Source organism: bacterium CG_4_10_14_0_2_um_filter_33_32 (genome assembly GCA_002792735.1).
GTDB lineage: Bacteria > Patescibacteriota > CPR2_A > CG2-30-33-46 > CG2-30-33-46 > CG2-30-33-46.
Map to the genome: position 1 here is coordinate 37,206 of PFOW01000058.1, position 22,153 is coordinate 59,358.

The 22,153-nt window shown below is 32.9% G+C and carries 25 protein-coding genes and 1 other RNA gene; 16 read left to right on the forward strand and 10 right to left on the reverse strand.

The window, feature by feature from the left end:
* Positions 1 to 148: 148 nt before the first annotated feature.
* The 3 genes from COX95_03895 to COX95_03905 all read left to right on the forward strand — a co-directional run bounded on the left by COX95_03895 (position 149) and on the right by COX95_03905 (position 3,108).
* Entirely contained in the window at positions 149 to 739 is a 591-nt protein-coding gene (locus COX95_03895; GenBank protein PIZ85508.1) for a hypothetical protein, read from the forward strand.
* 7 nt (positions 740 to 746) lie between these two features.
* Positions 747 to 1,268: a hypothetical protein gene (locus COX95_03900; GenBank protein PIZ85509.1), complete on the forward strand. Its 522-nt coding sequence runs from the start codon at positions 747 to 749 to the stop codon at positions 1,266 to 1,268.
* Between the two features lie 88 nt (positions 1,269 to 1,356).
* Positions 1,357 to 3,108: a threonine--tRNA ligase gene (locus tag COX95_03905; GenBank protein PIZ85510.1), complete on the forward strand. Its 1,752-nt coding sequence runs from the start codon at positions 1,357 to 1,359 to the stop codon at positions 3,106 to 3,108.
* A gap of 4 nt (positions 3,109 to 3,112) precedes the next feature.
* Here the strand turns inward: COX95_03905 and COX95_03910 are convergent, their stop codons facing one another.
* Complete coding sequence (locus COX95_03910) at positions 3,113 to 3,703, reverse strand: hypothetical protein (protein ID PIZ85511.1); 591 nt, start codon at positions 3,701 to 3,703, stop codon at positions 3,113 to 3,115.
* A gap of 104 nt (positions 3,704 to 3,807) precedes the next feature.
* Here COX95_03910 and miaB point away from each other — a divergent pair, with 104 nt between their 5' ends.
* Entirely contained in the window at positions 3,808 to 5,145 is a 1,338-nt protein-coding gene (gene miaB / locus COX95_03915) for a tRNA (N6-isopentenyl adenosine(37)-C2)-methylthiotransferase MiaB (protein ID PIZ85512.1), read from the forward strand.
* 50 nt (positions 5,146 to 5,195) lie between these two features.
* Here miaB and COX95_03920 read toward each other — a convergent pair whose 3' ends face one another.
* Positions 5,196 to 5,723 carry a hypothetical protein gene (locus tag COX95_03920; protein PIZ85513.1) on the reverse strand — a complete coding sequence of 176 codons (528 nt, stop codon included), beginning with the start codon at positions 5,721 to 5,723 and terminating at the stop codon, positions 5,196 to 5,198.
* A 60-nt stretch (positions 5,724 to 5,783) separates the two neighbouring features.
* Between COX95_03920 and miaA the strand changes: the two genes are divergently transcribed.
* From miaA to COX95_03945, 5 genes are all read left to right on the forward strand, one after another.
* The gene (gene miaA / locus COX95_03925) at positions 5,784 to 6,728 is read left to right on the forward strand and encodes a tRNA (adenosine(37)-N6)-dimethylallyltransferase MiaA (GenBank protein PIZ85514.1); all 945 of its coding nucleotides are present in this window, start codon (positions 5,784 to 5,786) and stop codon (positions 6,726 to 6,728) included.
* Between the two features lie 57 nt (positions 6,729 to 6,785).
* Positions 6,786 to 7,844: a signal peptide peptidase SppA gene (gene sppA, locus COX95_03930; GenBank protein PIZ85515.1), complete on the forward strand. Its 1,059-nt coding sequence runs from the start codon at positions 6,786 to 6,788 to the stop codon at positions 7,842 to 7,844.
* A 9-nt stretch (positions 7,845 to 7,853) separates the two neighbouring features.
* Entirely contained in the window at positions 7,854 to 9,377 is a 1,524-nt protein-coding gene (locus tag COX95_03935; protein PIZ85516.1) for a magnesium chelatase, read from the forward strand.
* A 61-nt stretch (positions 9,378 to 9,438) separates the two neighbouring features.
* Positions 9,439 to 10,422, forward strand: a complete 984-nt coding sequence (locus COX95_03940) for an ABC transporter ATP-binding protein (GenBank protein PIZ85517.1) — start codon at positions 9,439 to 9,441, stop codon at positions 10,420 to 10,422.
* Between the two features lie 15 nt (positions 10,423 to 10,437).
* Positions 10,438 to 11,634, forward strand: coding sequence for a hypothetical protein (locus COX95_03945; protein ID PIZ85518.1), 1,197 nt, complete (start codon positions 10,438 to 10,440; stop codon positions 11,632 to 11,634).
* 18 nt (positions 11,635 to 11,652) lie between these two features.
* On the opposite strand, the gene COX95_03950 is transcribed toward COX95_03945, so the two are convergent.
* Positions 11,653 to 11,967, reverse strand: coding sequence for a hypothetical protein (locus COX95_03950; protein ID PIZ85519.1), 315 nt, complete (start codon positions 11,965 to 11,967; stop codon positions 11,653 to 11,655).
* Positions 11,968 to 12,026: 59 nt separating this feature from the next.
* Here COX95_03950 and COX95_03955 point away from each other — a divergent pair, with 59 nt between their 5' ends.
* The 7 genes from COX95_03955 to COX95_03985 all read left to right on the forward strand — a co-directional run bounded on the left by COX95_03955 (position 12,027) and on the right by COX95_03985 (position 15,226).
* Positions 12,027 to 12,515 carry a DUF4446 domain-containing protein gene (locus COX95_03955; GenBank protein ID PIZ85520.1) on the forward strand — a complete coding sequence of 163 codons (489 nt, stop codon included), beginning with the start codon at positions 12,027 to 12,029 and terminating at the stop codon, positions 12,513 to 12,515.
* Positions 12,496 to 12,936 (forward strand): hypothetical protein, encoded by a 441-nt coding sequence (locus tag COX95_03960; protein PIZ85521.1) that lies wholly within the window; start codon positions 12,496 to 12,498, stop codon positions 12,934 to 12,936. Before COX95_03955 ends, COX95_03960 begins: the two co-directional genes overlap by 20 nt.
* A 103-nt stretch (positions 12,937 to 13,039) precedes the next feature.
* On the forward strand, positions 13,040 to 13,894 hold the full coding sequence (locus COX95_03965) for a hypothetical protein (protein ID PIZ85522.1): 855 nt from the start codon (positions 13,040 to 13,042) through the stop codon (positions 13,892 to 13,894).
* Positions 13,895 to 13,939: 45 nt separating this feature from the next.
* Complete coding sequence (locus COX95_03970; protein ID PIZ85523.1) at positions 13,940 to 14,446, forward strand: translation initiation factor IF-3; 507 nt, start codon at positions 13,940 to 13,942, stop codon at positions 14,444 to 14,446.
* Between the two features lie 4 nt (positions 14,447 to 14,450).
* A complete protein-coding gene (locus tag COX95_03975) occupies positions 14,451 to 14,648 on the forward strand; it encodes a 50S ribosomal protein L35 (GenBank protein PIZ85524.1) in 198 nt (65 codons plus the stop codon).
* Positions 14,649 to 14,684: 36 nt separating this feature from the next.
* Positions 14,685 to 15,032: a 50S ribosomal protein L20 gene (locus tag COX95_03980; GenBank protein PIZ85525.1), complete on the forward strand. Its 348-nt coding sequence runs from the start codon at positions 14,685 to 14,687 to the stop codon at positions 15,030 to 15,032.
* Positions 15,029 to 15,226 (forward strand): FmdB family transcriptional regulator, encoded by a 198-nt coding sequence (locus COX95_03985; protein PIZ85526.1) that lies wholly within the window; start codon positions 15,029 to 15,031, stop codon positions 15,224 to 15,226. The genes COX95_03980 and COX95_03985 overlap by 4 nt, the downstream gene beginning before the upstream one ends.
* Positions 15,227 to 15,292: 66 nt before the next feature.
* Here the strand turns inward: COX95_03985 and COX95_03990 are convergent, their stop codons facing one another.
* From COX95_03990 to COX95_04020, 7 genes are all read right to left on the reverse strand, one after another.
* Positions 15,293 to 15,544, reverse strand: coding sequence for a hypothetical protein (locus tag COX95_03990; GenBank protein ID PIZ85527.1), 252 nt, complete (start codon positions 15,542 to 15,544; stop codon positions 15,293 to 15,295).
* A 57-nt stretch (positions 15,545 to 15,601) separates the two neighbouring features.
* Complete coding sequence (locus COX95_03995; protein ID PIZ85528.1) at positions 15,602 to 17,695, reverse strand: hypothetical protein; 2,094 nt, start codon at positions 17,693 to 17,695, stop codon at positions 15,602 to 15,604.
* A complete protein-coding gene (locus tag COX95_04000; protein PIZ85533.1) occupies positions 17,676 to 18,731 on the reverse strand; it encodes a glycosyltransferase family 4 protein in 1,056 nt (351 codons plus the stop codon). The genes COX95_03995 and COX95_04000 overlap by 20 nt, the downstream gene beginning before the upstream one ends.
* Positions 18,732 to 18,795: 64 nt before the next feature.
* On the reverse strand, positions 18,796 to 20,250 hold the full coding sequence (locus COX95_04005) for a hypothetical protein (protein ID PIZ85529.1): 1,455 nt from the start codon (positions 20,248 to 20,250) through the stop codon (positions 18,796 to 18,798).
* A gap of 156 nt (positions 20,251 to 20,406) precedes the next feature.
* Positions 20,407 to 20,841: RNase P RNA component class A (rnpB, locus tag COX95_04010), an RNA gene on the reverse strand.
* A 54-nt stretch (positions 20,842 to 20,895) separates the two neighbouring features.
* Entirely contained in the window at positions 20,896 to 21,318 is a 423-nt protein-coding gene (locus COX95_04015) for a ribonuclease H (GenBank protein PIZ85530.1), read from the reverse strand.
* A gap of 13 nt (positions 21,319 to 21,331) precedes the next feature.
* Positions 21,332 to 22,123 (reverse strand): hypothetical protein, encoded by a 792-nt coding sequence (locus tag COX95_04020; protein PIZ85531.1) that lies wholly within the window; start codon positions 22,121 to 22,123, stop codon positions 21,332 to 21,334.
* Positions 22,124 to 22,153: the final 30 nt, after the last annotated feature.

The following is a 22,153-nucleotide window of genomic DNA, read 5'->3' on the forward strand; positions in this document are numbered from 1 at the left end:
TAACTAACTCCAGAGCTTCGGCTGGTTCGGCCGTTATCGAATCAAAAGAGCGCTCTGATGTATATCAGAGAAATTGGGTGGAACCGCCCACAAGGGTCCCAATGCGTATAGCATTGGATTTTTTATTTAACAGGGTGAAGGAGAAAGGATGGAAGAAGTTTTTAAAATTTCATTTGAGCAAAAGTTTGATCGTAAAGATTGGTCAGTAGTAATTAATTGTGGGGAGAAAATCAAGCTTCCTGATGGAACATTCTTGAATAATTTCGAATCAGGATTATTTAAGAATACGAAATTTTCTGCTGATAAGTTATTAGTTTTTGAGGTTGGAGATAATTTTGAAGTAAGCCAAGCAATTGCCAATTATTGCAAAGAAAATTGGACTCAAGTTTCTGAATTATATCCTGAAATCGAGGAATTTAAGGGAACTGAATTTTATCGATCACCAAAAATAAAACTTAATAACCTTGAATTTAATTTTTGGTACTGTAAAGAAGATTTTTCTTGCAGAATTCATAAAGATCACGACTTTTTCGAGGTTCATATTCAGATATTAGGTCAAGGAGAAATGCAGAAATTTTTCCAGAACGATGAAAATACTATGTATTATCGGGATATTCTATCGTCTGGGCAAACCCATAACCCCTTTTATGATATAAACTGTAAGTATCCATGGCATAGATATTATTCTAATTCTAAATGTATTTGGTTAGCTATCGAAAGCAAAGTAATTATTCCATAAAATTATTATGAGAGATGATATTATCCAAAAAGCAATAAGTAAATTTTATGAAATAAGAGATATACCTTATCATATTTCTGTTAGTGACCAAGAGGAATACAATGATTGTGAAGGAAAGAATAAAAAACTAGCTAAAGCGTTAGAGGATTTGGGTTATAAAGTTAGATTTAGAGTTGGTTTATTTTACTGGAATGTTGTAAAACTGCCAAAAGAGATATTAGAAATACCTCATAATGAAGATTGCTCACACTTTTTTATAGAAGTAACGCTTCCTGATAAAAACGAATGGGTTTTTGTGGATGCTACTTGGAATAAAGAACTTAAAAATGCCGGATTTATAGTAGCTGAATGGGATGGAGTAAATCAAACAGAATTAGCTTTTGAATGTTATGAAGTATTAGGATCTGAAGATTCAAGACGCTACTTAGAAAATATTAATTATGAAAAAGATCTGAAAACAAATGGTAAGTTTTACGAAGCTATAAATAAGTATTGCGACAGCTTTTTAAAGCCTCACAAAAATGAATAATAAATTAAAAGCCCGCCCTCACTTTCAGTTTTTGGCGGGCCTCAGCCTCTACAAAGAATGAATATTTCGAGGCTTTGGGAGAATAACCATGAATAAAAAAGAGAAAAAACAAGATTTACAAACACTAAGGCATTCCGCAGCTCATGTTTTAGCTCAAGCAGTCTTACAAATGTTTCCGGAAGCCAAACTTGCGATAGGACCATCAACTGATGAAGGATTCTATTATGATTTTGATCTGCCAAGAACTTTAATACCGGAAGATTTAGATATTTTAGAAAAAAAGATGAAAGATATAATAAAAGCCGATTATCAGGTTAAGCCAGAGGAAGTAGTAAAGGAAAAAGCGCTGGATTTTTATAAAAAGGGAAAACAGGTATACAAACGCGAGCTAATTAACGATATCCCTAAGAAAAAAGTTTATTTTTATAGGCAGAATGATTTTGTTGATCTATGTGCCGGTCCTCATGTTAAATCAACAGGAGAGATTAAAGCATTTAAACTCTTGAAAATTGCCGGAGCTTACTGGCGAGGGGACGAGAAAAGACCCATGTTGCAGAGGATTTATGGTACTGTTTTTTATACTCAAAAAGAACTTGAAGAATATTTGAAAAATTTAGAAGAAGCGAAAAAAAGAGACCATCGAAGACTAGGGAAAGATTTAGATCTTTTCGTATTTTCAGATTTAGTTGGGCAGGGTCTTCCTTTATTTACACCAAAAGGAACTATTATACGTCAAGAAATGCAGAAATATTCTAGCGAATTGAGAAAAGAAATTGACTATCAGGAAGTTAGTACCCAAGAGATAAATAAAGGTGAATTATTTAAAATCTCCGGCCATTACGAGAAATATAAAGAAGATATGTTTCAAATTTTTTCTCATCACACAAAAGAAGAATATTTTTTAAAGCCCATGAATTGTCCCCAGCACACCCAGATTTACGCCTCTAAAATAAGAAGCTATAAAGATCTACCTTACAAAGTAGCTGATTTCTCAATGATTTATAGAGATGAGAAGCCGGGTGAGGTTGGTGGATTAACTAGAGTCAGAGGGTTTGAGATGGACGATGGACATTGTTTCTGTAGAGAAGATCAGATAGAAGCAGAATTTGATAAAGTTCTAAAAGCCATTAAAAAAGCACTTAAGACCTATGGCATGGATTTTTATGTAAGACTTTCCTTAAGGGATCCGAAAGAGAAAGCTAAATATCTTGGTGATGATCAAGTTTGGAACAAATCTGAAAAAATATTAGAAAAAATAGCTAAAGATAACAAAATCTCTTATGAAATAGGGATAGGTGAAGCAGCTTTTTACGGTCCTAAGATGGATATTATGGCAAAAGATGCTTTAAATAGAGAACACCAGATTTCCACTATCCAGTTGGATTTTAACATGCCTAAGAGGTTTAATTTAAGTTATGCAAGTGATGACGGCAAAAATTATATGCCGGTTATGATTCACAGCGCTCTTATCGGTTCGATTGATAGATTTTTGGGAGTTCTAATCGAACATTATGCCGGCGCTTTTCCAGCTTGGCTAGCTCCTGTTCAGGTAATTATTATTCCGATATCTGATAAGAAACATCTAAAATATGCCAAAGAAATAAGTAAAAATGTTTTAGAAAAAGATATTAGGGTTGAGATTGACTCAAGGCCGGAATCAGTTGGTAAAAAAATAAGAGAAGCGGAACTTCAAAAAATTCCTTACATGTTTATTGTTGGAGATAAAGAGATTAAAGCAAAGAAAATATCGGTTAGAAACTACAAAAAAGGCGATTTAGGCCAAAAGAGTTTAAAATTTATAGATGATATCAAACAAGAGATTGATAAAAGACAGGGTTAGATGACTAGTTATTTCTATGATGCTCGATGATTTTATCAATTTCTCGTAAGGCGTGGTTATAATCTGCATCTATGGTTTTTACAAAATGATCTATTAGTTTTTCTTTTTTAAGGGTTTTTATGTAATCAAGTTCTTTTTCGGTAATTTTTATTCGGTTTCTGATGTATTCTTTGTCATGCCCTCTTTTGATAAGTCTTTTTTTTACATTTTTCAGTATAGGGTCTTCAGTCAAAACGCATATAATTTTTATATGTTTGTAAGTTTTCTTAAGTTTTTTTACTCTATCAACGGTTAAAGTTAAAACACAGTCACCTTTTTGAAGAAATTTTTCTACGTCTTTTTTAAGTTTTCCGTAATAATGGCCGCCAAAAGATGTATATTCTAGTAGTTCCCTGTTTTTTATATGTTTTTCAAACGCCTCTAAAGTAATATGCTGGTATTCAGCTAAATTTCCTTTTCGAGGGGGTCTGGTTGTAGTTGAAGGTATATAAAAAAAACCATGCTTTTCCCGCATGTGTCTTGAGAGATCAGTTTTCCCAACTGCCCCCGGTCCTATTAATCCAAAAAGACAGTTTTTCTTATTTTGTCTCTCCATGTATAAATTATATAGAGTAAACAGCTAACAGTAAACAGTTAACAGATGATCAAGAATTTTAATTGGCTTTTTAAAATAGTTGAATTATAGTAGCATATGAAGATATGAATAATACAAAACTAAAATATTATATTTGGATAATTGGGTGTCAAATGAACAAATCGGATGCAGAACGTGTTGTTTCTGTTCTGAATGATTTGGGATTTGAAAGAACCGAAGATGAAAAATCAGCTGATTTAATTATTGCTTTAGCATGTTCTGTAAGACAAACAGCAATTGACAGAATTTACGGCAAAGCCAAGAAATGGAACGAAATAAAGAAAAATCGAAAATTGATAACTATGCTTTCAGGTTGTGTTCTGGACGCTGATAAGCCAAAAATGGGAAAAATATTCGATTATCTGTTTAATATTTCTGATTTAAGCAAGCTTCCTTTGTTATTAGGCGAAAGTGATTCAGTCAGATGCCAAGATTACTTTAAGATTAAACCGATTTATGAATCTTATTTTTCCGCGTTTATTCCGATAATGACTGGATGCAACAATTTTTGTACTTATTGTGCCGTGCCCTATACAAGGGGAAGAGAAAAATACAGAGAAAGGCAAGAAATAATTAAGGAAATTTTAGGATTAGTAAAAAAAGGCTATAAAGAAATAACGCTTCTTGGGCAGAATGTTAATTCCTACGGAATTAGTAAACAGTTAACAGTAAATACTTCGACTATACTCAGCACAGGTAGTAAACAGGGAGATCAAGAAACTAACAATAAAAACAATTTTGCTGAGTTACTTAGAGAAGTGAATAAAATTCCGGGAAATTTTTGGATAAGATTTTTAACATCAAACCCTCATGACATGTCAGATGAGATAATTGACGCTGTCGCTGAAAGTAAAAAGATATGTGAATACATCCATTTACCAGTGCAGGTAGGCAATAATGAGGTTCTTAAGAATATGAACAGGAAGTATACAAGGGAGCATTATTTAGAATTGATTGAAAAGATAAAGACGAGAATCCCCGGCGTTGCTATTTCTACTGATACCATTGTAGGTTTTCCCGGAGAAACAAAAGAGCAATTTAAAGATACGATTGATATCTATCAAAAGGTAGGTTACACAATGGCCTATATAGCCCAATATTCTCCTCGGTCAGGTACAGTATCAGCTAAAATGAAAGATGATGTATCTAGGGAAGAGAAAAAAAGACGAGATAAAGAATTGACAAGTATTTTAGAAAAAACAGCCCTAAAGGATAATGAAAAATATATCAACGAAACAATTGATGTTTTAGTTGATTTAAAAAAGAAAGACTATTTATATGGAAGAACCAGGACTTATAAATTAGTTCAATTTAAAGGCGAGGAAGATTTAATTGGTAATTTTGTTAAAGTTAAGATTTCTTCGGTTACTCCTTGGGCTATGAAGGGGGACATAATAGAATAAAAAAATCCGTCACTCGTTTATCGTGACGGATTTTAGAATATAAACTGAGACTATTTACCTTGAGATCCCGTTGTTGGCGCAGATTCAAAATTGGGTAATGTTTGAGGCTGTGATGTTGTTGTAAAAAATAAAATTAGGATAAATATGGCTAGCCATATGACTTCTAAGAAAATAATATACACAAGGGATGCCCAATCTTTCGTATAAATCGCATTTAACAATGGGATGGCTACAACGCTAAGTATAAGCAATATAGCTGAAGACACTATAAAGGCAAAGTACATAGTAGCGCTTGTGAAAAACTTTTCCTGTAGTATTCCAGATGCAACTCCTGATGCATATCCGATACCAATTAGGAGTAGAGTAGAGAAGAGACTCAACGTTAGATTTTTAATTGAAAATACTTCTTTTAAGCTTTTTATAGCCTTTTCAACTATCTTATTTTGCTTTTTCTCTGTTTTTTCCTCGGTTTTTACGGATTCCATTGGTTTTTCACTAACTTCAGTTTTTTCAATTGAGCTTTCTTCGTTTTTTGTCTCGTCCATTGTGTTTTCTTCTGGTTTTATTTCGCCTGTCATTTTTTCTCCTTTAATAATAAAATTTAAATATCGAGTATAGTAAAAAAAGTATAGCAGATTATGAAGTTTATAACAATATTAGGGTCTACTGCTTCAGGGAAAACAAGCTTGGCTATTAAGATGGCTAAGAATTTTAATGGTGAAATAGTTAATGCCGATTCAAAAATTCTATATCGATATTTAGATATTGGGACAGATAAACCTTTAAAAAGTAAAAAGGAGACCCTTCGATTTCGCTCAGGGCAGACAGTAAAAAGGAAAAAAGATGAAGAATACATAGTAGAAGGAATTCTTCATCATCTAACAGATATCTTAGAGCCAGATGAAGAATTTTCAATCGCACAATATCAAAAAATAGCATCTATTACTATAAAAGATATCCAAAAGAGAGGGAAAATACCATTTTTAGTCGGCGGCTCACCTCTTTATATAGAATCAGTAATATATAATTATAAAATTCCCAAAATAACTCCAGACAAACGATTAAGAGATAAGCTATCAAAAAAATCATTAGATAATTTAGTAAAGACGTTAAAGAAAATTAACCCTGAAAATTTTCAATTTGTTGATTTAAAAAATAAACGAAGAGTTATAAGAGCGATTGAAATTTCTTTAAATAAAGAAAAAAGTTTGAGAAAAACTAACGCAAGAAAATTATCAAAAAATATATTGGTTTTAGGTATAAAAAAAGATAGAGAAGAACTATACAAAAAGATTAACGACCGGGTGGATAATATGATTAAAAAGGGTTTAGTATCTGAAGTGAAGAAAATAATAAAAAAATACGGCAAAGAAGCGCCGGCCCTTTTTGGTATTGGTTACAGGCAAATTATTCAATACTTAGAAGGAAAAATATTGTTAGATCAGGCAATAGAACTTATTAAAAGAGACTCAAGGAGATTTGCTAAGCGTCAATTAACTTGGTTTAAGCGTGATAAAAATATTAAATGGATAGAATCATCTGCAGAAGCTAGATTACTTATAGAAAATTTCCTTAAATCCTAATAGATTGTTTATTAAGCATACAGATGATAATATATTAATGATAATTATAGAGATCTAATGAAAAACACAAACGATATAAGTACTCCTCCCTTACCTCCTATTCCTCCCCCTGTTTATGTAAAAAAAAGCGGCGGAGAATTTGTAAAAGGCTTGAAATGGAGTTTAGGCATAAATGCTGGTTGTTGCGGTGTTTTTATGATATTTTTCTTTTTAATTTTTACGTTGTTTGCAATTTTGGGGGCATTGGCAGTAGGTATAGGTTCTTCGGATTTGAATAAAACAAAAGAATCATCAATTGAAGGCATAGGTCCTGATAAAATAGCTATCATTAACATATCAGGAGAGATATTGTCGGGGAGCCAATCTTCTGTTTTTGATTCAGCCAATGCTGATTCTAAAACGATAATAAGCCAACTTAAGAAAGCAAAGGAAGACCCATTCGTAAGAGCAGTTGTATTAAGAATCAATACTCCGGGCGGATCCGCTACGGCTAGTGATGAAATTCATAATAAAGTAAAAGAATTAGCAAAAGAGAAAAAGGTTGTAGCTTCTTTCGATGGTTTGGCCGCAAGCGGCGGTTATTATATAGCCTGCGGTTCAGATAAAATTTTTGCCAACCCAGCTACTCTTACTGGAAGTATTGGGGTTATTATAACAATACCTAACCTTTCTAGCTTATATGACAAAATAGGATATAAAGAAGTTGTTATAAAGTCAGGAAAATTAAAAGATATTGGTTCTTCTACAAGAGAGCTAACAAGTGAAGAAAAGGATATTTTTCAGGGCTTGATCGATGATTTTTATGAGCGGTTTGTAGAAGTAGTTTCAGACGGCCGTAAAATGAGTAAAGATGAAGTTAAGAAAATTGCGGATGGCAGGATTTATTCTGGAAAACAGGCCAAAGCATTAAAATTGATTGATAATTTCGGCGGTTTAGACGAAGCTATTAGTGAAGCTAAAATTTTGGCTAATATACAAAATGCGCAAGTGATAGAATACCGCCATTCTTTTTGGGAAGATCTTTCAGGCGTAAGCAGCAGGATCGCTGAGAAAATTAAATTATTTAGTTTTCCTACAAAGAGTTCACCTTCATTAGAATATAAATGGATTGAATAAATTAAATAAATGATCTCTAAAATAAATTCAGCATCAATAGTCGGATTAGAGGCGGTTCCAGTAGAAGTGGAATCTGATATAAGCAACGGTTTGCCGAATTTTCTTATCGTTGGTTTACCTGATAAATCTGTTGAAGAAGCCAAAGAAAGAGTCAGATCTGCTGTTAAAAATTCAAATGCGGTTTTTCCAACAAAAAGAATAACTGTTAATTTAGCGCCCGCTGACTTAAGGAAAGAAGGGTCTTCTTTCGATCTGCCTGTAGCTGTATCAATCATGGCAGCATCAGGTCAAATAAAAGTAGATGACGGTGATTTATTTATAGGAGAATTAGCCTTAGATGGTATGTTAAGGAAAGTTAACGGTATTCTTTCCATTGTTATAATGGCCAGAGAAAGAGGGTTTAAGAATATATTTTTGCCGCTGGAAAATGAGAAAGAGGCATCTGCTGTTGAGGGTGTTAAAATCTTTCCCATAAAAAATTTAGAAGAATTAATGATGGGTTTAAGGGGTGATATTAATTTACGCAAAGTAGAAAGTAATCTTGATATAAAAGATTTTTTAAATAATGAAGAAGATATTCAAAGTGACTTAGATTTTTCTTTGGTTTCAGGGCAAGAGCACGCAAAAAGGGCATTAGAAATAGCTGCCTCTGGAGGTCATAATGTTTTAATGATAGGTCCTCCAGGAACAGGAAAGACATTATTAGCTAAGGCTTTTACAACAATATTGCCTAAGATGACATTTGAAGAAATGCTTGAAATATCCAGGATATATTCTGTTTCAGGTTTTTTAGAGCCAAATAAACCACTTCTAACAAAGCGCCCTTTTAGAAATCCTCATCATACGGCTTCCCGCATAGCTTTAGTCGGAGGAGGTCAAAGGCCCAAGCCTGGTGAGATTAGCCTTGCGCATAGGGGTGTTTTGTTTTTAGATGAATTTTCTGAGTTTCCGAAAGCCGTTTTAGAAGTTTTAAGACAGCCATTAGAAGATGGTAAAATTACTATTTCAAGGGCTTCGGCTAGCTTAACTTATCCGTCAGTTTTTATTCTTATTGCGGCTTCTAATCCTTGTCCTTGCGGATATCTGGGTGACGAAAGCAAAGAGTGTGTATGTTCAAATTCACAAATAATTAACTATTCGAAGAAAATATCAGGACCTATTATGGATAGGATAGATATACATATTAGAGTGCCGAGGGTTAAATATGATAAATTAAGAGATAATAGAAGCGCTGAGTCTTCTTTTATGATTAGGGAGCGAGTTGAAAAAGCCAGGGATATTCAAGTTTCCCGATTTGCTAATAAAAAAATTACATCAAACGCTGAGATGGGTGTTAGGGAAATAAAAGATTTTTGTATTGTAGACTCTGATACTGAATCTATTTTAAAACAAGCAGTAGATAATTTATCAATATCAGTTAGGGGATATCATAAAATTTTAAAACTAGCTAGAACAATCGCGGATTTAGAAAATGAGGATAATATAAAACAATATCATGTGACAGAAGCTATTCAATATAGGCAGGCTAGCTAATAATTCTTATTTAAAAAAAGTATAATATTGTTATAATATTTAAAGTTATTAAAAAAAAGAGATGGCAAAAAAACCCGTAATTAAAACTGTAAATCTCTGCAAATATTATCAGATGGGAAAAACAACGGTTCGTGCGAACCAAAAGATTAATATTGAGGTTTATTCTGGAGAATTTGTTATAATTTTTGGTCAATCAGGCTGCGGCAAGTCAACACTGATGAGCTTGTTGGCTGGTTTAGATGAGCCTACTTCAGGAGAGATCTTGGTAAGAGGTGAAAAACTGAATGGTTTAAACGCGCTTCAGCTTGCAAAATACAGAAGGACTAAGATTGGAATGGTTTTTCAACAATATAATCTTATTAAAACCATGACTGCTGTTGAAAATGTCGCTCTTCCGCTTACGTTTGATGGCAGACCTAAAAGGCTTAGAACTCAAAGAGCTGAAAATTGTTTAGACATGGTAGGTATGCAAAGTTATAAAGACCATACTCCCGCCGAATTATCAGGAGGTCAACAGCAAAGAGTGGCTATTGCCAGAGCTTGGGTTACCAGCCCCTGGATTGTGTTAGCTGATGAGCCAACAGGTAATTTAGACAGTAAATCAGCTAATGACATTATGGAGTTGCTAAAAAAATTAAGCGTTAAATCTAAACGAATAGTTGTTTTGATTACTCATAACCCCGATTATATTAAATACGCTGATAAGGTTTTTTATATAAGAGATGGTGTTATAACTAAAGTTACAGGTAAATCTAAAAGCGTTAAGAAGAGTAAGCCAAAAGCTACTTTAGAATTTTTGGAAATTGATCCTAAAATAGTAAGAGATCTTAAAAAGGTAGGATATAAATCAGCTCAAGATATTATTTCTGCAAAAATATCTGATTTAATACAGGTTTCGGGTGTGAATGAGGTAGAAGCGGCTAAGATTCAAAAAGCTGCCACTAAGTTTTTGGAAGGGGAAGAAACAGGTGATTCAGGATCCACAGAGGGTAATGAAGCAGACGAAGATTTAGAAGGAGAAAATTCTGGCAGCTTAACTAGCTAACAAAGAAGGTAAAATATGAAGATTAGAGACGTTTTTGCTCTATCAACAGGAAATTTAAGAAGAAATAGGATGCGTAGTGTTCTTACTATAACGGGTGTAACCATTGGTATAGCTGCTATTGTTTTTCTAGTATCTTTAGGTTTTGGCCTGCAGAATCTCTCTATTAAAAAAATTACTTCCTTAGATGCTTTAACAACTATTACTGTGTCTCCGGGTAATAATGCCCAAACTAAACTTAATGAAGAGACTGTTAATAAATTTAAAGGTATTAAGGGTGTTTCTAATGTAAGCACTACTTTTTCGGTACCTAGCCAGATATCTTATAATAATAAAACCACTGATTCTGTAACGTATGGGTTAAATCCAGAATATATCGATATAGAAGGATTGAAAATAAAAGAGGGAAAAAGCTTTTCATCAAATGATGCAAAAGAAGTGATTGTTTCACAATCAATATTAAAAGTTTTTGATGTTAAAGATTATAAGAGTGTTTTAGGCCAAGACTTGGAAGTAAATTTTATAGTGTTAGATGATGAAGGTAATATTAAAAAAATAGATGAATCTTTGTCAAAGCAGAAGCTTAAGATAGTTGGTTTTGTTGAAGAAGAGAAAAATAACGTTTATATTTCTATTGATCACTTAAAACCATTAGGGCTTAAACTTTATAATAGAACAAAAGTAAAAGTTAATGATAAGGCAGATTTAGAGTCGATTAGAAGTCAGATAGATGCCTTAGGTTTTACCACAATTTCAGTAAAGGATACTATAAATCAAATTGATAAAGTTTTCTTAATCGTAAAAATCATCCTTGGTGCATTTGGGATGATAGCGCTTTTAGTCGCTTCAATAGGTATTTTTAATACCATGACTATAGCTTTATTAGAAAGAACCCATGAGATTGGTGTTATGAAAGCTATAGGTGCAACTGATAAAGACATCAAATGGACTTTTATATCAGAAGTTTCTGTAATTGGTCTTCTAGGAGGTATCTTAGGAGTTATATCGGGCATAATAGGTGGTTATATTATAAATTGGTTAGTGAATTCTTTAGCAAAAGCGTTGGGTGGAGAACCTAATACTCTTTTTTATACTCCAATAGAATTTATTCTAATAGCTATCGGTTTTTCGTTCTTTGTTAGTACATTGGCAGGGTTTTATCCTGCAAAAAGAGCCTCTAAACTAAGCCCTATAGAGGCATTAAGGTATGAATAGTAGGCTAAGAAGCCCCGATTATTTTAATATATAATTAGATACTTTAGAAATCGAGTTTGTGCTATTCAAGTAATAATAGATTCCAAAGATTATTAGGAATACAAGAGTAGATAAAATAATTGTCTTTTTTATATCTTTTTTAATAAATCGGTGTATTTTGTCTTCTTCTAATATCTCAGCGGTTGTAGCAGTGGTTGCTGGCGTTGTTTCTGATGATAATTCTTCTTTGTTTAAGGATTCATTAAATGTATGCGTCTGAATCTGGTTTTCGAGGTGTTGTTGCATTAGTTGTTTGAACTGTTTTTTTAGTTTTTTATTCTTCTTTTTTCTCATTGGCTTTTGTTTCCTTTTAATTTATAATATTATATTATATCATCCTATAAAAGACTTTTATGGAAACAAACATTTTATTTATTATTATTGCTATTTTATCTATTTTTATAATCTCGCTTCAAATACAAGTGCTATTTCTTAGAAGAAGGATAAGAGATCTCTTTGGCAAAGAAAAAGGCAAGGATATTGAACAGGTACTTAATGATTATGTTAAAGGAGTCAGCCATTATTTTGAAGATGTGGAAGAATTAAAAAAATTCTCCCAAAAGTTGTTTCATCTAGTAAGTAAGAGTATCCAAAAGATAGGTTTTATAAGATTTAATCCTTTTGATGATGTAGGTGGAGATCAAAGTTTCTCAATAGCGCTTTTAGATTTAAATAATGACGGTATTTTGATTTCCAGTTTGTTTGGCAGAGACGGTACAAGAGTGTATAGCAAGCCAATCACCAGCGGTAAATCAAAATACTTTTTGTCTCATGAAGAAGAAAAGGCCTTGGAAGAGGCAATAAAAAATAATAGGAGTTTAGATGTTTCGCAAAAAAAATGAACTAAGCAATGAGATTGAAACGATCGTTGGGCCATCCGTTGCCTTAAAAGGAAATTTACACAGTGATGGTAATATAATTGTTAAAGGTGTAGTTTCAGGGGAAATCAAAACGCAAGGTGATATTTTAGTAGATGAAGGAGCTGAGATTAAAGCTTCAGTCTCAGCAACGAATATTAAAATTGCTGGTACAGTTAATGGTGATCTTGTCTCAGACGGTGAGATAGAAATTACAGAAACAGGTAAAGTAATAGGTAATATTAATTCCTCAGCGCTTATAATCAGAGTAGGAGCAGTATTCATCGGTAAGAGCGTTATGGAATTAAATGAAGATAATGTAAATAAAGCAAAAGAAGATCAAGAAGAGAAAGAAGAACAAGAAGAAGAGGGAAACATAGAACCAGAGCCCGAAATAGAAGAATAGCCACCACGCCTTTTGAGCGGCATCTATGACTTTGAATGCTATACAATCAACTAATTATGATTTACAACCAAGCAACATGTACCCTAGAAGGTGAGGGGTAAAAATGTATTATTATATAATAAATCCCGCTGCAGGTGGCGGTAAGATAAATAAGATACAAACAAGACTTAAAGCCCTACTTAAAGAAAAAAGGATAGATGGGGATTTTGCTAAAAGTATTGGTAAGGGTGACGCTTCAAAGATTACAAAGATAGCGATTAGACAAGGTTTTAAGACTATTATCGCCGTAGGCGGAGATAGTACAGTATTAGAGGTTGTGAATGGAATTATTGATAATTCTGATATTGCGTTAGGCATTCTTCCAATAGGTTCTACAAACGTTATAGCCAGACTTTTCGGCATTAATGATTGGGTTGAGACGACTGATATTCTAGCTCAAAGAAAATTAGAAAAAATAAACTTGGGTCAAGTTAATAACTCTTTTTTTATAAATTCAGTACAGTTGGGGATTGAAAATGAATTGTCACAAGAGAGGAAAGACATATCTCCTTTAAATAATCTGTTATTTAAAGGAAAAGTTATGCGTAAAATACTGCAATTTAAATCTTTTTTTGCAAGATTGGATTTTGAAGAAGGATTTTCTGTAAGCTCAGATATTTTTAATATCTCTGTAATTAATGGAGGAAAGGATTATAATTCTGATAAATTACAAGTTATTTTGGTACCTAATCAGTCTAAGTTCAATCTGCTTAAGAAACTTTCCAAAGTTACCGCTTCTTCGTATGTAGATTTATCTTTTGTAAGTAAATTTCAGACTAAGAAGGTTTCTATCACAACCAAGAAACCTAAGCAAATTTTTGCAGATAATGAATATATAGGTATGACGCCAATGGATATTTCTACTACCTCAAAGAAAATTAAGATTATAGTAAATAAACAAAATATAAGTAGATATTGATTAACTTTCAATTTAAAGCTATTATATTAAAGGAAGGAGAAAAAAATAGTTAAGAAATTTCGTATTAACAAAGAAATTAGATTTTCCCCCCTCAGGGTTATAGATGCTGACGGAACTCAACTAGGGGTATTATCAAAAGAAGAGGCTTTTTCAAGGGCTGAAGAATATGGTTTAGATTTGGTAGAAGTTTCTCCCAATGCTCGTCCTCCCGTTGTTAAGATAATGGATTTTGGTAAATTTAAGTATGAACAGGCAAAAGCAGAAAAAAAGCATAATCAAAAGCAAAAGACAGGAGAGCTTAAAGAAATCAGGTTTGGATTAAAAATAGGTACCCATGATTTAGATATAAAGCTGAGACGAGCAGAAGAATTTTTTAAAGATAATAATAAAGTTCAAATTATTTTAAGATTTAAAGGTCGAGAGATAACTCATAAAGAGTTGGGTTTCGAGCTTTTAAAAAAATTTATTGATAGATTAAACGAAATTAGCAAACTAGAAGGAGGTATTAAGAGTCAGGGTATGTCTATAACTGCCCTTCTAGTACCGAAATAAAATTATGGTAAAAATGAAAACCCACAAGGGTACACAAAAGAGAATAAAGGTTACAAAAACAGGAAAGCTTAAAAGAAGAAGAGCTTATCGAAGTCATTTGTTAGAGAAAAAAAGTCCTAAGAGAAAGTCGAAATACTCAAAATCTTTTGCGGTTAGCTCCGCTGACGAAAAAAATGTTAAGAAATTACTTCCAAGTAGGTAATTTTATAGCTATATTGTATTTGGAAAGGAGAATAAGTTGGTTAGGGTAAAAAGGGGCAAAATAACAAGACAAAAACATAAGAAAGTTTTAAAAGCGACAAAAGGCATGAAGGGCGTTAGGCGTTCTTCAATAAAGAAAGCCAAAGAAGCGGTTATTAAAGCTTTATCTTATTCATATAGAGACAGAAGGGCTAAAAAGAGGGATTTCCGCAAGCTATGGATTATTCGTCTTAATAATGCTTTGGCCGAAAAAGGAATTTCATACTCTAAATTTATAAACCAGCTTAAAGTTAAAAATATTCAGATTGATCGTAAAACGTTATCTGATCTTGCGGTCAATGATTCCGAGGTTTTTAACAAGTTAGTCGATGAGGTTAAAAAATGATTCTTTATGAATATCAATGTAAAAAATGCGAATGTATATTTCAACAATTTTCTAATTCAGAAGACCGTGATAAGGTAATTTGTCCTAGTTGTAATTCTAAGGATACTAAGAGACTTATGGCTACTGTTGCCACTAAAGGATCTGGTGGTTGTTGTCAGAGTGGGGGTGGTTGCTGTGGGTGTAATGGCTGTTAATTAATTTTCTAGATAGGTTGTTATAGAATGTAAAAATTCTCGGTAAATGCCGAGCATTTTTATAATTCAATCAATTTTTTCAACAGGATTAATTACAGATAGTGTTCTATCCAGTCCTGGTTTTAAGAATTCATCTATTCGTTCATATTCTTTTGTTTCAATAATGTAATAAACAGTGTGTTCACCACTTGAATAATATGTTTTTTTAAGTTTAAAATCAGGGATTTCTTCGGGGTTTTTGAAAAGCATTGCGATGCCGCCCTCTTCTTCTGAAGGCATAGACTCGGGTGCGTGTGTTTGCGTTATTAAAAAAATCATGATGGACCTCCTTATTCAATTTTACAAGAAGGATAATTTTTATCTACGGTATTTTTGCTAATGATTTTTATTAGAATATGTAAGATAGAAGAAAAGATCGGTTGACAGAATTCCGTTAAAGCTTTCTTGTTTTTTTTCTATATTACCGCCAAAACTCCTAGTAACCATTCCATCGGGTATTTTGATTATGGTTTTCAGTTTAGAACCTAAGCTACCTGGTTGTTTTTGGGTGATAAGAGAATATTTTGCAATGTTATTATCAGGATTAATTTTAAAAGGTAATTCATATGATATTTGCGCGGTTTTTTTCTCTTTTGGTGCGAGAGAAAATTCTGATCCAAAAACTGTTTTACCATCTTCATTATAAATATCAATTTTATTTTCAAATCCTTCTGCTTTTATTAGCCTGCTACCATTGGGCGTATATATTTTTATATAATTTTTATTGATTCCAACAAGCCACATTTCTCTTTTGGCCCAAGGGTCATAGTATTTATACAGATAATCGGAAGTATGCTCTCTTGTTATCGTTAAATTTTTAATTATTGATCCATCTTCTTTTATTATTATTTCTTGTTGAAGATCCTCGTTAACTTTTAAACTACTTTTGCCTCCACCAAAATTGTTATTAACAACCATAAGGAAGTCATCATTAGGCTTATTATCTATTTTTCCTGTCCAATTTAAAGCATCGGCAATTTTTTGAATTTCGTTATCCGTAGAATATATAAGCATATGTTTTTCATCTATCATTTCTAGCATTGAGAACAACAGCTGCTTTGTTTCTTGTGTATTTAATGAGGATATTTTTGTTACTAATTTATCTTTTATATTGCCAAGTATAGTTTTTGGATTTTTACTATCCTGTTTATCTTTTCCGGCTTCAACTTCTATTTGTAGAGTTTCCAGAAGGTTGCCGCTATTAATAGTGATTCCGTAATCGTCTAATTTAATCGGACCCGTTATTTTTAATATTTTTTCAAGTACAGTGGGGGTTACGGATATTATTCCATCTATTCTTTCCGGATATTTATTATTTTCAGCATATTTAGTTTCTGTTTTATAAAAACTTATTATGTTTTTAGCGGTTTTGGAAAAATCTGGATCTAAATTTGAATCCCTTAGAGCCCAATTACCGGTTGATGCGGGGTTCATAGGCAAAGGAGGCGCTACATAAATGGCTTTACCTGCTGCTACTGCTTTTGAGTATGGATTGTCTAATTTATAAATATCATCTACGTAAAAGTCTTTAATTTCAGCATCTTTCATTTTTAGAATACCAAAACTCCCAATAAATCCGCCCGTACCTCTCATTTCATTATTATTCTGAAATATTAACAAATAATTTTTTTCTTGGGCTAAGCCAGTGATCGTGGGCAGCTGTAAACTTAATTGGTTTCCCAGTGCGACATATTTCTTTATTTTCGGAAAAACGACTTTCATTTTTTCGACTTTCGGAGCAATATTATTATCCAGTATATTTGTATCTATTTTAGATAAAGATATATCTATTTTATCCAATTCCTGCATTATTTGCGGCAGCCGACTTTCTATTTTGTAAATTGTTTCCTTGGGGTCATTTTTTGAATTAGGATTTTGTCTGGCAAAATCTGTAACTTCAATTCCGATCTTAGAAATATTCTTCCCTATTATTATCATATTTTCTGCATTTTTTTCATACTTTGACGCAAAAGGAATTACCGAAGCCGGGGCAGTGATAAGTTTTGCTTTGGAGAATTTATTATCAGCATTATTAAATTCTTCAAGAGATTTTTTAAAGTACAGAGATGATTTTTCTAAATCAAATGAAGACAAATTATTCTTTGCCAATTTTAAATACCGCATTCCTTTATAGCCAGAAGACATAACACTATCTTTGAATCTATAGATTTCAGAAGCTATTGATAGTGAGATAATGATGAAGGTTGCGGATAATATTAATATCGAAAATAACCCAAGATTAAAGACTATTTTATTAATAAAATTATGTTTTGTAATAAAATCGGCTAATTCGTGAGTTTTGGCATGAGAATATATTACAGAATCAACTGCGTATGGAGTTTCAGTTGGGTTGTTTCTTCTAAATTTTTCCCCAAGTGATTCCTTTTGATGGTCTAGGGGGTCAATTTTTCTAGGAATTATGTCTTTCATCTAAAAACCCTTTATATCTTTCAAAAACAAAATTTTCTATTTTTTCTTTAAAATTGTTTTTACTAAATTTTGTGGCATTGTTTCTTATCATTGATGGATCGAAATTTGTTTTTTCAAATTCTCTGATAGTAGAGATCAATGACTCAGCAGTTTGTTCATCAAATAATAATCCGGAAACTTTTGGTGCTACAGTTTCTTTTGCGCCACCTTTGTTATAAGCGATAACGGGTCTACCTGAAGCCATGGATTCTACCGGTGTTATACCAAAGTCCTCTTCGGTGGGGAATATAAAAGCCTTAGCGTTAGAATATAGTTCTCTTAGTCGGTTATCGCTGACCCTGCCTAAAAATTCAATATTATCATTAGCAATATTTTTTAAATCATTCTCGATTGATCCGGTACCCGCAATCTTAAGTGGTAACTTAAGTTTATTAAAGGCCTCAATAACAAGATCTATCTTTTTGTAAGGTATTAGTCTGCTGCATATAAAATAATAATCCTGAACATTATTTGAAATATTGAAGAAATCAGTATTAATAGGAGGATATATAACTTCTGAATCTGCTCGATAGTATTTTTTAATCCTTTTTGCTGTATTTTGTGAGTTAGCGATCCACAAATCAACCCTATCTGCGGCTAATCGATCCCACATTCTTAAGTTATAGGCAATTTTTGGCATCCGCCACCTTATAAGAGGGTTCAATATACCAAATTCCATTTGATTTAGGTATTCATGATAATGACTCCAAAGATATCTTGTGGGCGTATGGCAATAACATATATGGAGTGTTTCTGGTTTGGTGATAACTCCTTTTGATGATGCATGGGAGCTTGATATAATTATGTCAAAATCAGACAAATCGAATTCTTCAAAGGCTTTACCCATAAAAGGAAACAACAGTTGATGTTTAGCAATCGGAAATTTTTGCAGGGAAGACGTGTAAACTTTGCGATTTTTGAATATTTCTGGAAATTTTTCGGGTTTGTATAAAGATGTAAATATAGGTGCTTCCGGGAATACTTCCAAAAGAGCCATCACAACCTGTTCTGCGCCTGCAAAATTGGTTAGCCAATCATGAACTATTGCTATTTTAGGTTTGCTAGTATGCACTTTTTACCTTAAAGAAGACCAATAAAGTTTTAAATAATATTTTTATATCCAAAAAAAGTGACCAATTCTCAATATAGTATATATCCAACTTGGCTCTTTCTGAATAAGTTAAATCATTTCTGCCGCTTATCTGCCATAGTCCAGTCATGCCAGGTTTTAGTATAAGTCTTTGTTGTTTATTGCTGCCATATTTTTCTATTTCTTCTTCAACGACAGGTCTTGGTCCAACCAAACTCATTTCACCCTTTAAGACGTTGATTAGCTGCGGTAATTCATCTAAGCTGGTTTTTCTAAGGAATGTTCCAATAGATGTAACCCTTGGGTCATCTTTTAATTTAAAGTCTTTTGTGAACTCTTCTTTTTTATCTGGATCACTCATTAGCTTTTGGAAATATTCTTCGGCCTGTTTTCCTCCATATCCATCGCCCCGGCAGTATTCTATTTTCATCGTTCTAAATTTATATAGATAGAAGTTTTTGCCAAAACGTCCAAGTCGTTTATGCTTATAAAGCAAAGGACCGTTAGAGCTGATTTTTACTAGTAAAATAACAATTATTAAAATTGGGGAGAAAATTATTAAGGTCATCAAGGATCCAATAATATCCATCAATCTTTTTATTATTCTTCCCCATCCTTCTAGTGGAGTTTTTTTAAGTTCAACTATAGGTATGCCCGCTAAGATATTAACTGAAGTGTTAGTTGTGTAAACTCCAAATAAACTTGGAGCAAACTTAAAATCAATTTTATATTGATCACTTAAGCTAATCATTTCAGCTACGTTAGAAGGTGAAAGTTGGGGGTTGGCTTGTATAATTTCATCTACGTTTCTTTTTCTAGCTAATTCTGGGAGCATATCCTCGCTGCCTATTACTTTATAGCCTAAAAAATCTTCGCCAATTTTTCTTTTATCTAAAATGCCTATAATGTTGTAGCCTAGATAGGGTTTTCTTTTTATTTCGGAAAGGATTAGTTGACTAATTCTGTTGGCCCCGATAACTACAGTGTTTTGTACGCCGACACCAAACTTGAAAAGATATCTTTGTAATTCTCTAAGCAACTGCCTTGAAATAGATACAGCAACAATAGCAATAGCCCAAGCATATATAGGAATAGATTTTGCAGGAAAAATATGCTGTGTTTTAACGAAATCTAGAATAATAATCATCATAACACCTGTAGAAACTGCTAGGAATATTTTTTTAAGTTCATCGATCCTGCTTTCTGGTTTTTTGATATTGTACAGGCCTGCAAAAAAGAAAATAATTATTCCTATAGTGGATAAGGTTAGTACAAGTTTAATGTATGCTATTGCGGTGGTGGGGTTAGCAAGTGGTCTTATATCGATATTTGTTCTAATATGATAAGCCAATAGGAAAGAGAGGGATAGAACAATAAAATCTATACCCAGTGCCATAATGCTAAAAATTAGACGTGATTTTTTCATGGGTAAGTTTATTTTAACCTAAACCCCGTTAGAAATCCATTTTTAGGTTTACGTTTAATAACATAGTAATAGAAGTTTTCTATCTCTAGGGTTTCTATTCATAATGGGGCAAAAACGGATTGAATTCAAAAGCCCCTCCAATATTAATCGGAGGGGCTAGCAGGCAGATCTATAAGCCGAGTTCTGTTCCCGATATTAATCGGGATGCAATCATCTATCTTGATTCTTCATTGCTGAAGAATTCTAGCAACCAGACCCTGTAAAAAATGCCGAGTAAACAATTTTCCTTAGAGCACCAATTTCATCTTTAGAATGATTTTGATTTCTTTAGGATTCTTACAAGGTCCACTGGTCTTGCACCGGATGGGGTTTACCATTCTGATAAGTCACCTTATCAGATAGAGGGGTCTTACTCCCTCACTTTTCACCCTTAGTCGCCTTAGGCGACCGGTATAGTCTCTGTGGCACTTTCCCTAGGCTTTTCCTTATATAAATCGGGATTACGCCCGGTTCCCGTTAGGAACCATCCCACTCTTTGGTGCTCGGACTTTCCTCCCCGATGTAACTCGGGGCGATTGCACGATCCACCTGGATCATTATGATATCATAAAGTGAAAGAAAATCAAGACAAAAAATATAGTACATTTATTTTTTTATTGCTTCATCTATTGCTTGATTAACCAGTTTATCTGCTTCTTTATTTTGTTCGCGAGGCACAAAATAATATGCAATATTTGTAAAATTCTGTTCTAAAGTTTTTACTTTAAACAGTAAATTTCTTATTTCACTATTCTTTACCTTAAAAAGTCCTTTTGCTTGATTGACCACCAATTGACTATCTAAATAGAATTCTAAATTTTCTGATTTTTCTTTGGCTAGTTCCAATGCTTTTATTAATGCTTGATATTCTGCCTGATTATTTGTTTTTTCCCCGATATATTCTTTATAAGTTTCGATCACGTTTCTACTTGAATCCATTATTACGATTCCTATCCCTGCGGGCCCCGGATTATTTCTTGCTCCGCCGTCTGTATAGATGATTAACTTTTCCACTCGAACCTCTTTTATTTATATATAAATTCTATATTAAGTTGTTTTTGGAAGCGAGTGTTTTTTTAAACCAATCAATCGCATGTTGTATCATCTCTAATCTTTTTTGAGGATTAGTAAAGCCATGATCAGCATCTTTAATTATAATTATTTTTTTGGGTTTATTCACTAGCTCGTAAAGTTTTTTTGCGTATGAAGGGGGAATGTTTTTATCTTTTTCACCATGAATAACCAAAATTGGTTTACGAATGAAGGTAACTAGTTTTGGGATGTCCTGTTTTTGTAAATCTTGCCAAATCTGAGGGCCTAATTCAATGCGTTCTCCCTCGGAACTAATTCTGTAGGATAGACCATTGGGGTTAAATTTATAGTCAATAAAGAGAGCACTTAAGGTTTTATAGGTATTATGTGCTGCAGAGCTTAAAAAAATATATGATTGGATGTTAGGGGAATTAAGGATAATTGATGGTAGCGTACCAAAAGACATTGCCAGAATTCCTATTTTTTTAGTATTTACTTGTGTTTGAGATTTAACGAATTTAATAATAGAAAATAGGTCATCGGTTAATTTAGCAATGGTAGTTTTGGAGTAATCCCCCTCGCTTTTCCCTAAACCAGAAAAATCAAATCTATAGATTATAAAACCCTTCTCGGTTAAAGCAGGGGAGATATCATCAAACATGCTTTTTTCGTGTCTATTAGTGCCAAAGCCATGGGTTAGAATAATAGCTGGGTATTTGTTTTTTTGAATATCCGGAGTATCAACTTGCCCTCTTAGCTTTTCTTTATATTGATTGTAAGTAAAAATTTCTTTTGAAATCATTTTAAGCCTTTATTATAATGGCAACGTCAA

Excerpts from the sequence above, each read along its gene's own strand:
- COX95_03895 (PIZ85508.1), top strand. The coding sequence starts at position 149 with ATGGAAGAAGTTTTTAAAATTTCATTTGAGCAAAAGTTTGATCGTAAA.
- COX95_03900 (PIZ85509.1), top strand. The coding sequence starts at position 747 with ATGAGAGATGATATTATCCAAAAAGCAATAAGTAAATTTTATGAAATA.
- COX95_03905 (PIZ85510.1), top strand. The coding sequence starts at position 1,357 with ATGAATAAAAAAGAGAAAAAACAAGATTTACAAACACTAAGGCATTCC.
- COX95_03910 (PIZ85511.1), bottom strand. The coding sequence starts at position 3,703 with ATGGAGAGACAAAATAAGAAAAACTGTCTTTTTGGATTAATAGGACCG.
- miaB (PIZ85512.1), top strand. The coding sequence starts at position 3,808 with ATGAATAATACAAAACTAAAATATTATATTTGGATAATTGGGTGTCAA.
- COX95_03920 (PIZ85513.1), bottom strand. The coding sequence starts at position 5,723 with ATGACAGGCGAAATAAAACCAGAAGAAAACACAATGGACGAGACAAAA.
- miaA (PIZ85514.1), top strand. The coding sequence starts at position 5,784 with ATGAAGTTTATAACAATATTAGGGTCTACTGCTTCAGGGAAAACAAGC.
- sppA (PIZ85515.1), top strand. The coding sequence starts at position 6,786 with ATGAAAAACACAAACGATATAAGTACTCCTCCCTTACCTCCTATTCCT.
- COX95_03935 (PIZ85516.1), top strand. The coding sequence starts at position 7,854 with ATGATCTCTAAAATAAATTCAGCATCAATAGTCGGATTAGAGGCGGTT.
- COX95_03940 (PIZ85517.1), top strand. The coding sequence starts at position 9,439 with ATGGCAAAAAAACCCGTAATTAAAACTGTAAATCTCTGCAAATATTAT.
- COX95_03945 (PIZ85518.1), top strand. The coding sequence starts at position 10,438 with ATGAAGATTAGAGACGTTTTTGCTCTATCAACAGGAAATTTAAGAAGA.
- COX95_03950 (PIZ85519.1), bottom strand. The coding sequence starts at position 11,967 with ATGAGAAAAAAGAAGAATAAAAAACTAAAAAAACAGTTCAAACAACTA.
- COX95_03955 (PIZ85520.1), top strand. The coding sequence starts at position 12,027 with ATGGAAACAAACATTTTATTTATTATTATTGCTATTTTATCTATTTTT.
- COX95_03960 (PIZ85521.1), top strand. The coding sequence starts at position 12,496 with ATGTTTCGCAAAAAAAATGAACTAAGCAATGAGATTGAAACGATCGTT.
- COX95_03965 (PIZ85522.1), top strand. The coding sequence starts at position 13,040 with ATGTATTATTATATAATAAATCCCGCTGCAGGTGGCGGTAAGATAAAT.
- COX95_03975 (PIZ85524.1), top strand. The coding sequence starts at position 14,451 with ATGGTAAAAATGAAAACCCACAAGGGTACACAAAAGAGAATAAAGGTT.
- COX95_03985 (PIZ85526.1), top strand. The coding sequence starts at position 15,029 with ATGATTCTTTATGAATATCAATGTAAAAAATGCGAATGTATATTTCAA.
- COX95_03990 (PIZ85527.1), bottom strand. The coding sequence starts at position 15,544 with ATGATTTTTTTAATAACGCAAACACACGCACCCGAGTCTATGCCTTCA.
- COX95_03995 (PIZ85528.1), bottom strand. The coding sequence starts at position 17,695 with ATGAAAGACATAATTCCTAGAAAAATTGACCCCCTAGACCATCAAAAG.
- COX95_04000 (PIZ85533.1), bottom strand. The coding sequence starts at position 18,731 with ATGGCTCTTTTGGAAGTATTCCCGGAAGCACCTATATTTACATCTTTA.
- COX95_04005 (PIZ85529.1), bottom strand. The coding sequence starts at position 20,250 with ATGAAAAAATCACGTCTAATTTTTAGCATTATGGCACTGGGTATAGAT.
- COX95_04020 (PIZ85531.1), bottom strand. The coding sequence starts at position 22,123 with ATGATTTCAAAAGAAATTTTTACTTACAATCAATATAAAGAAAAGCTA.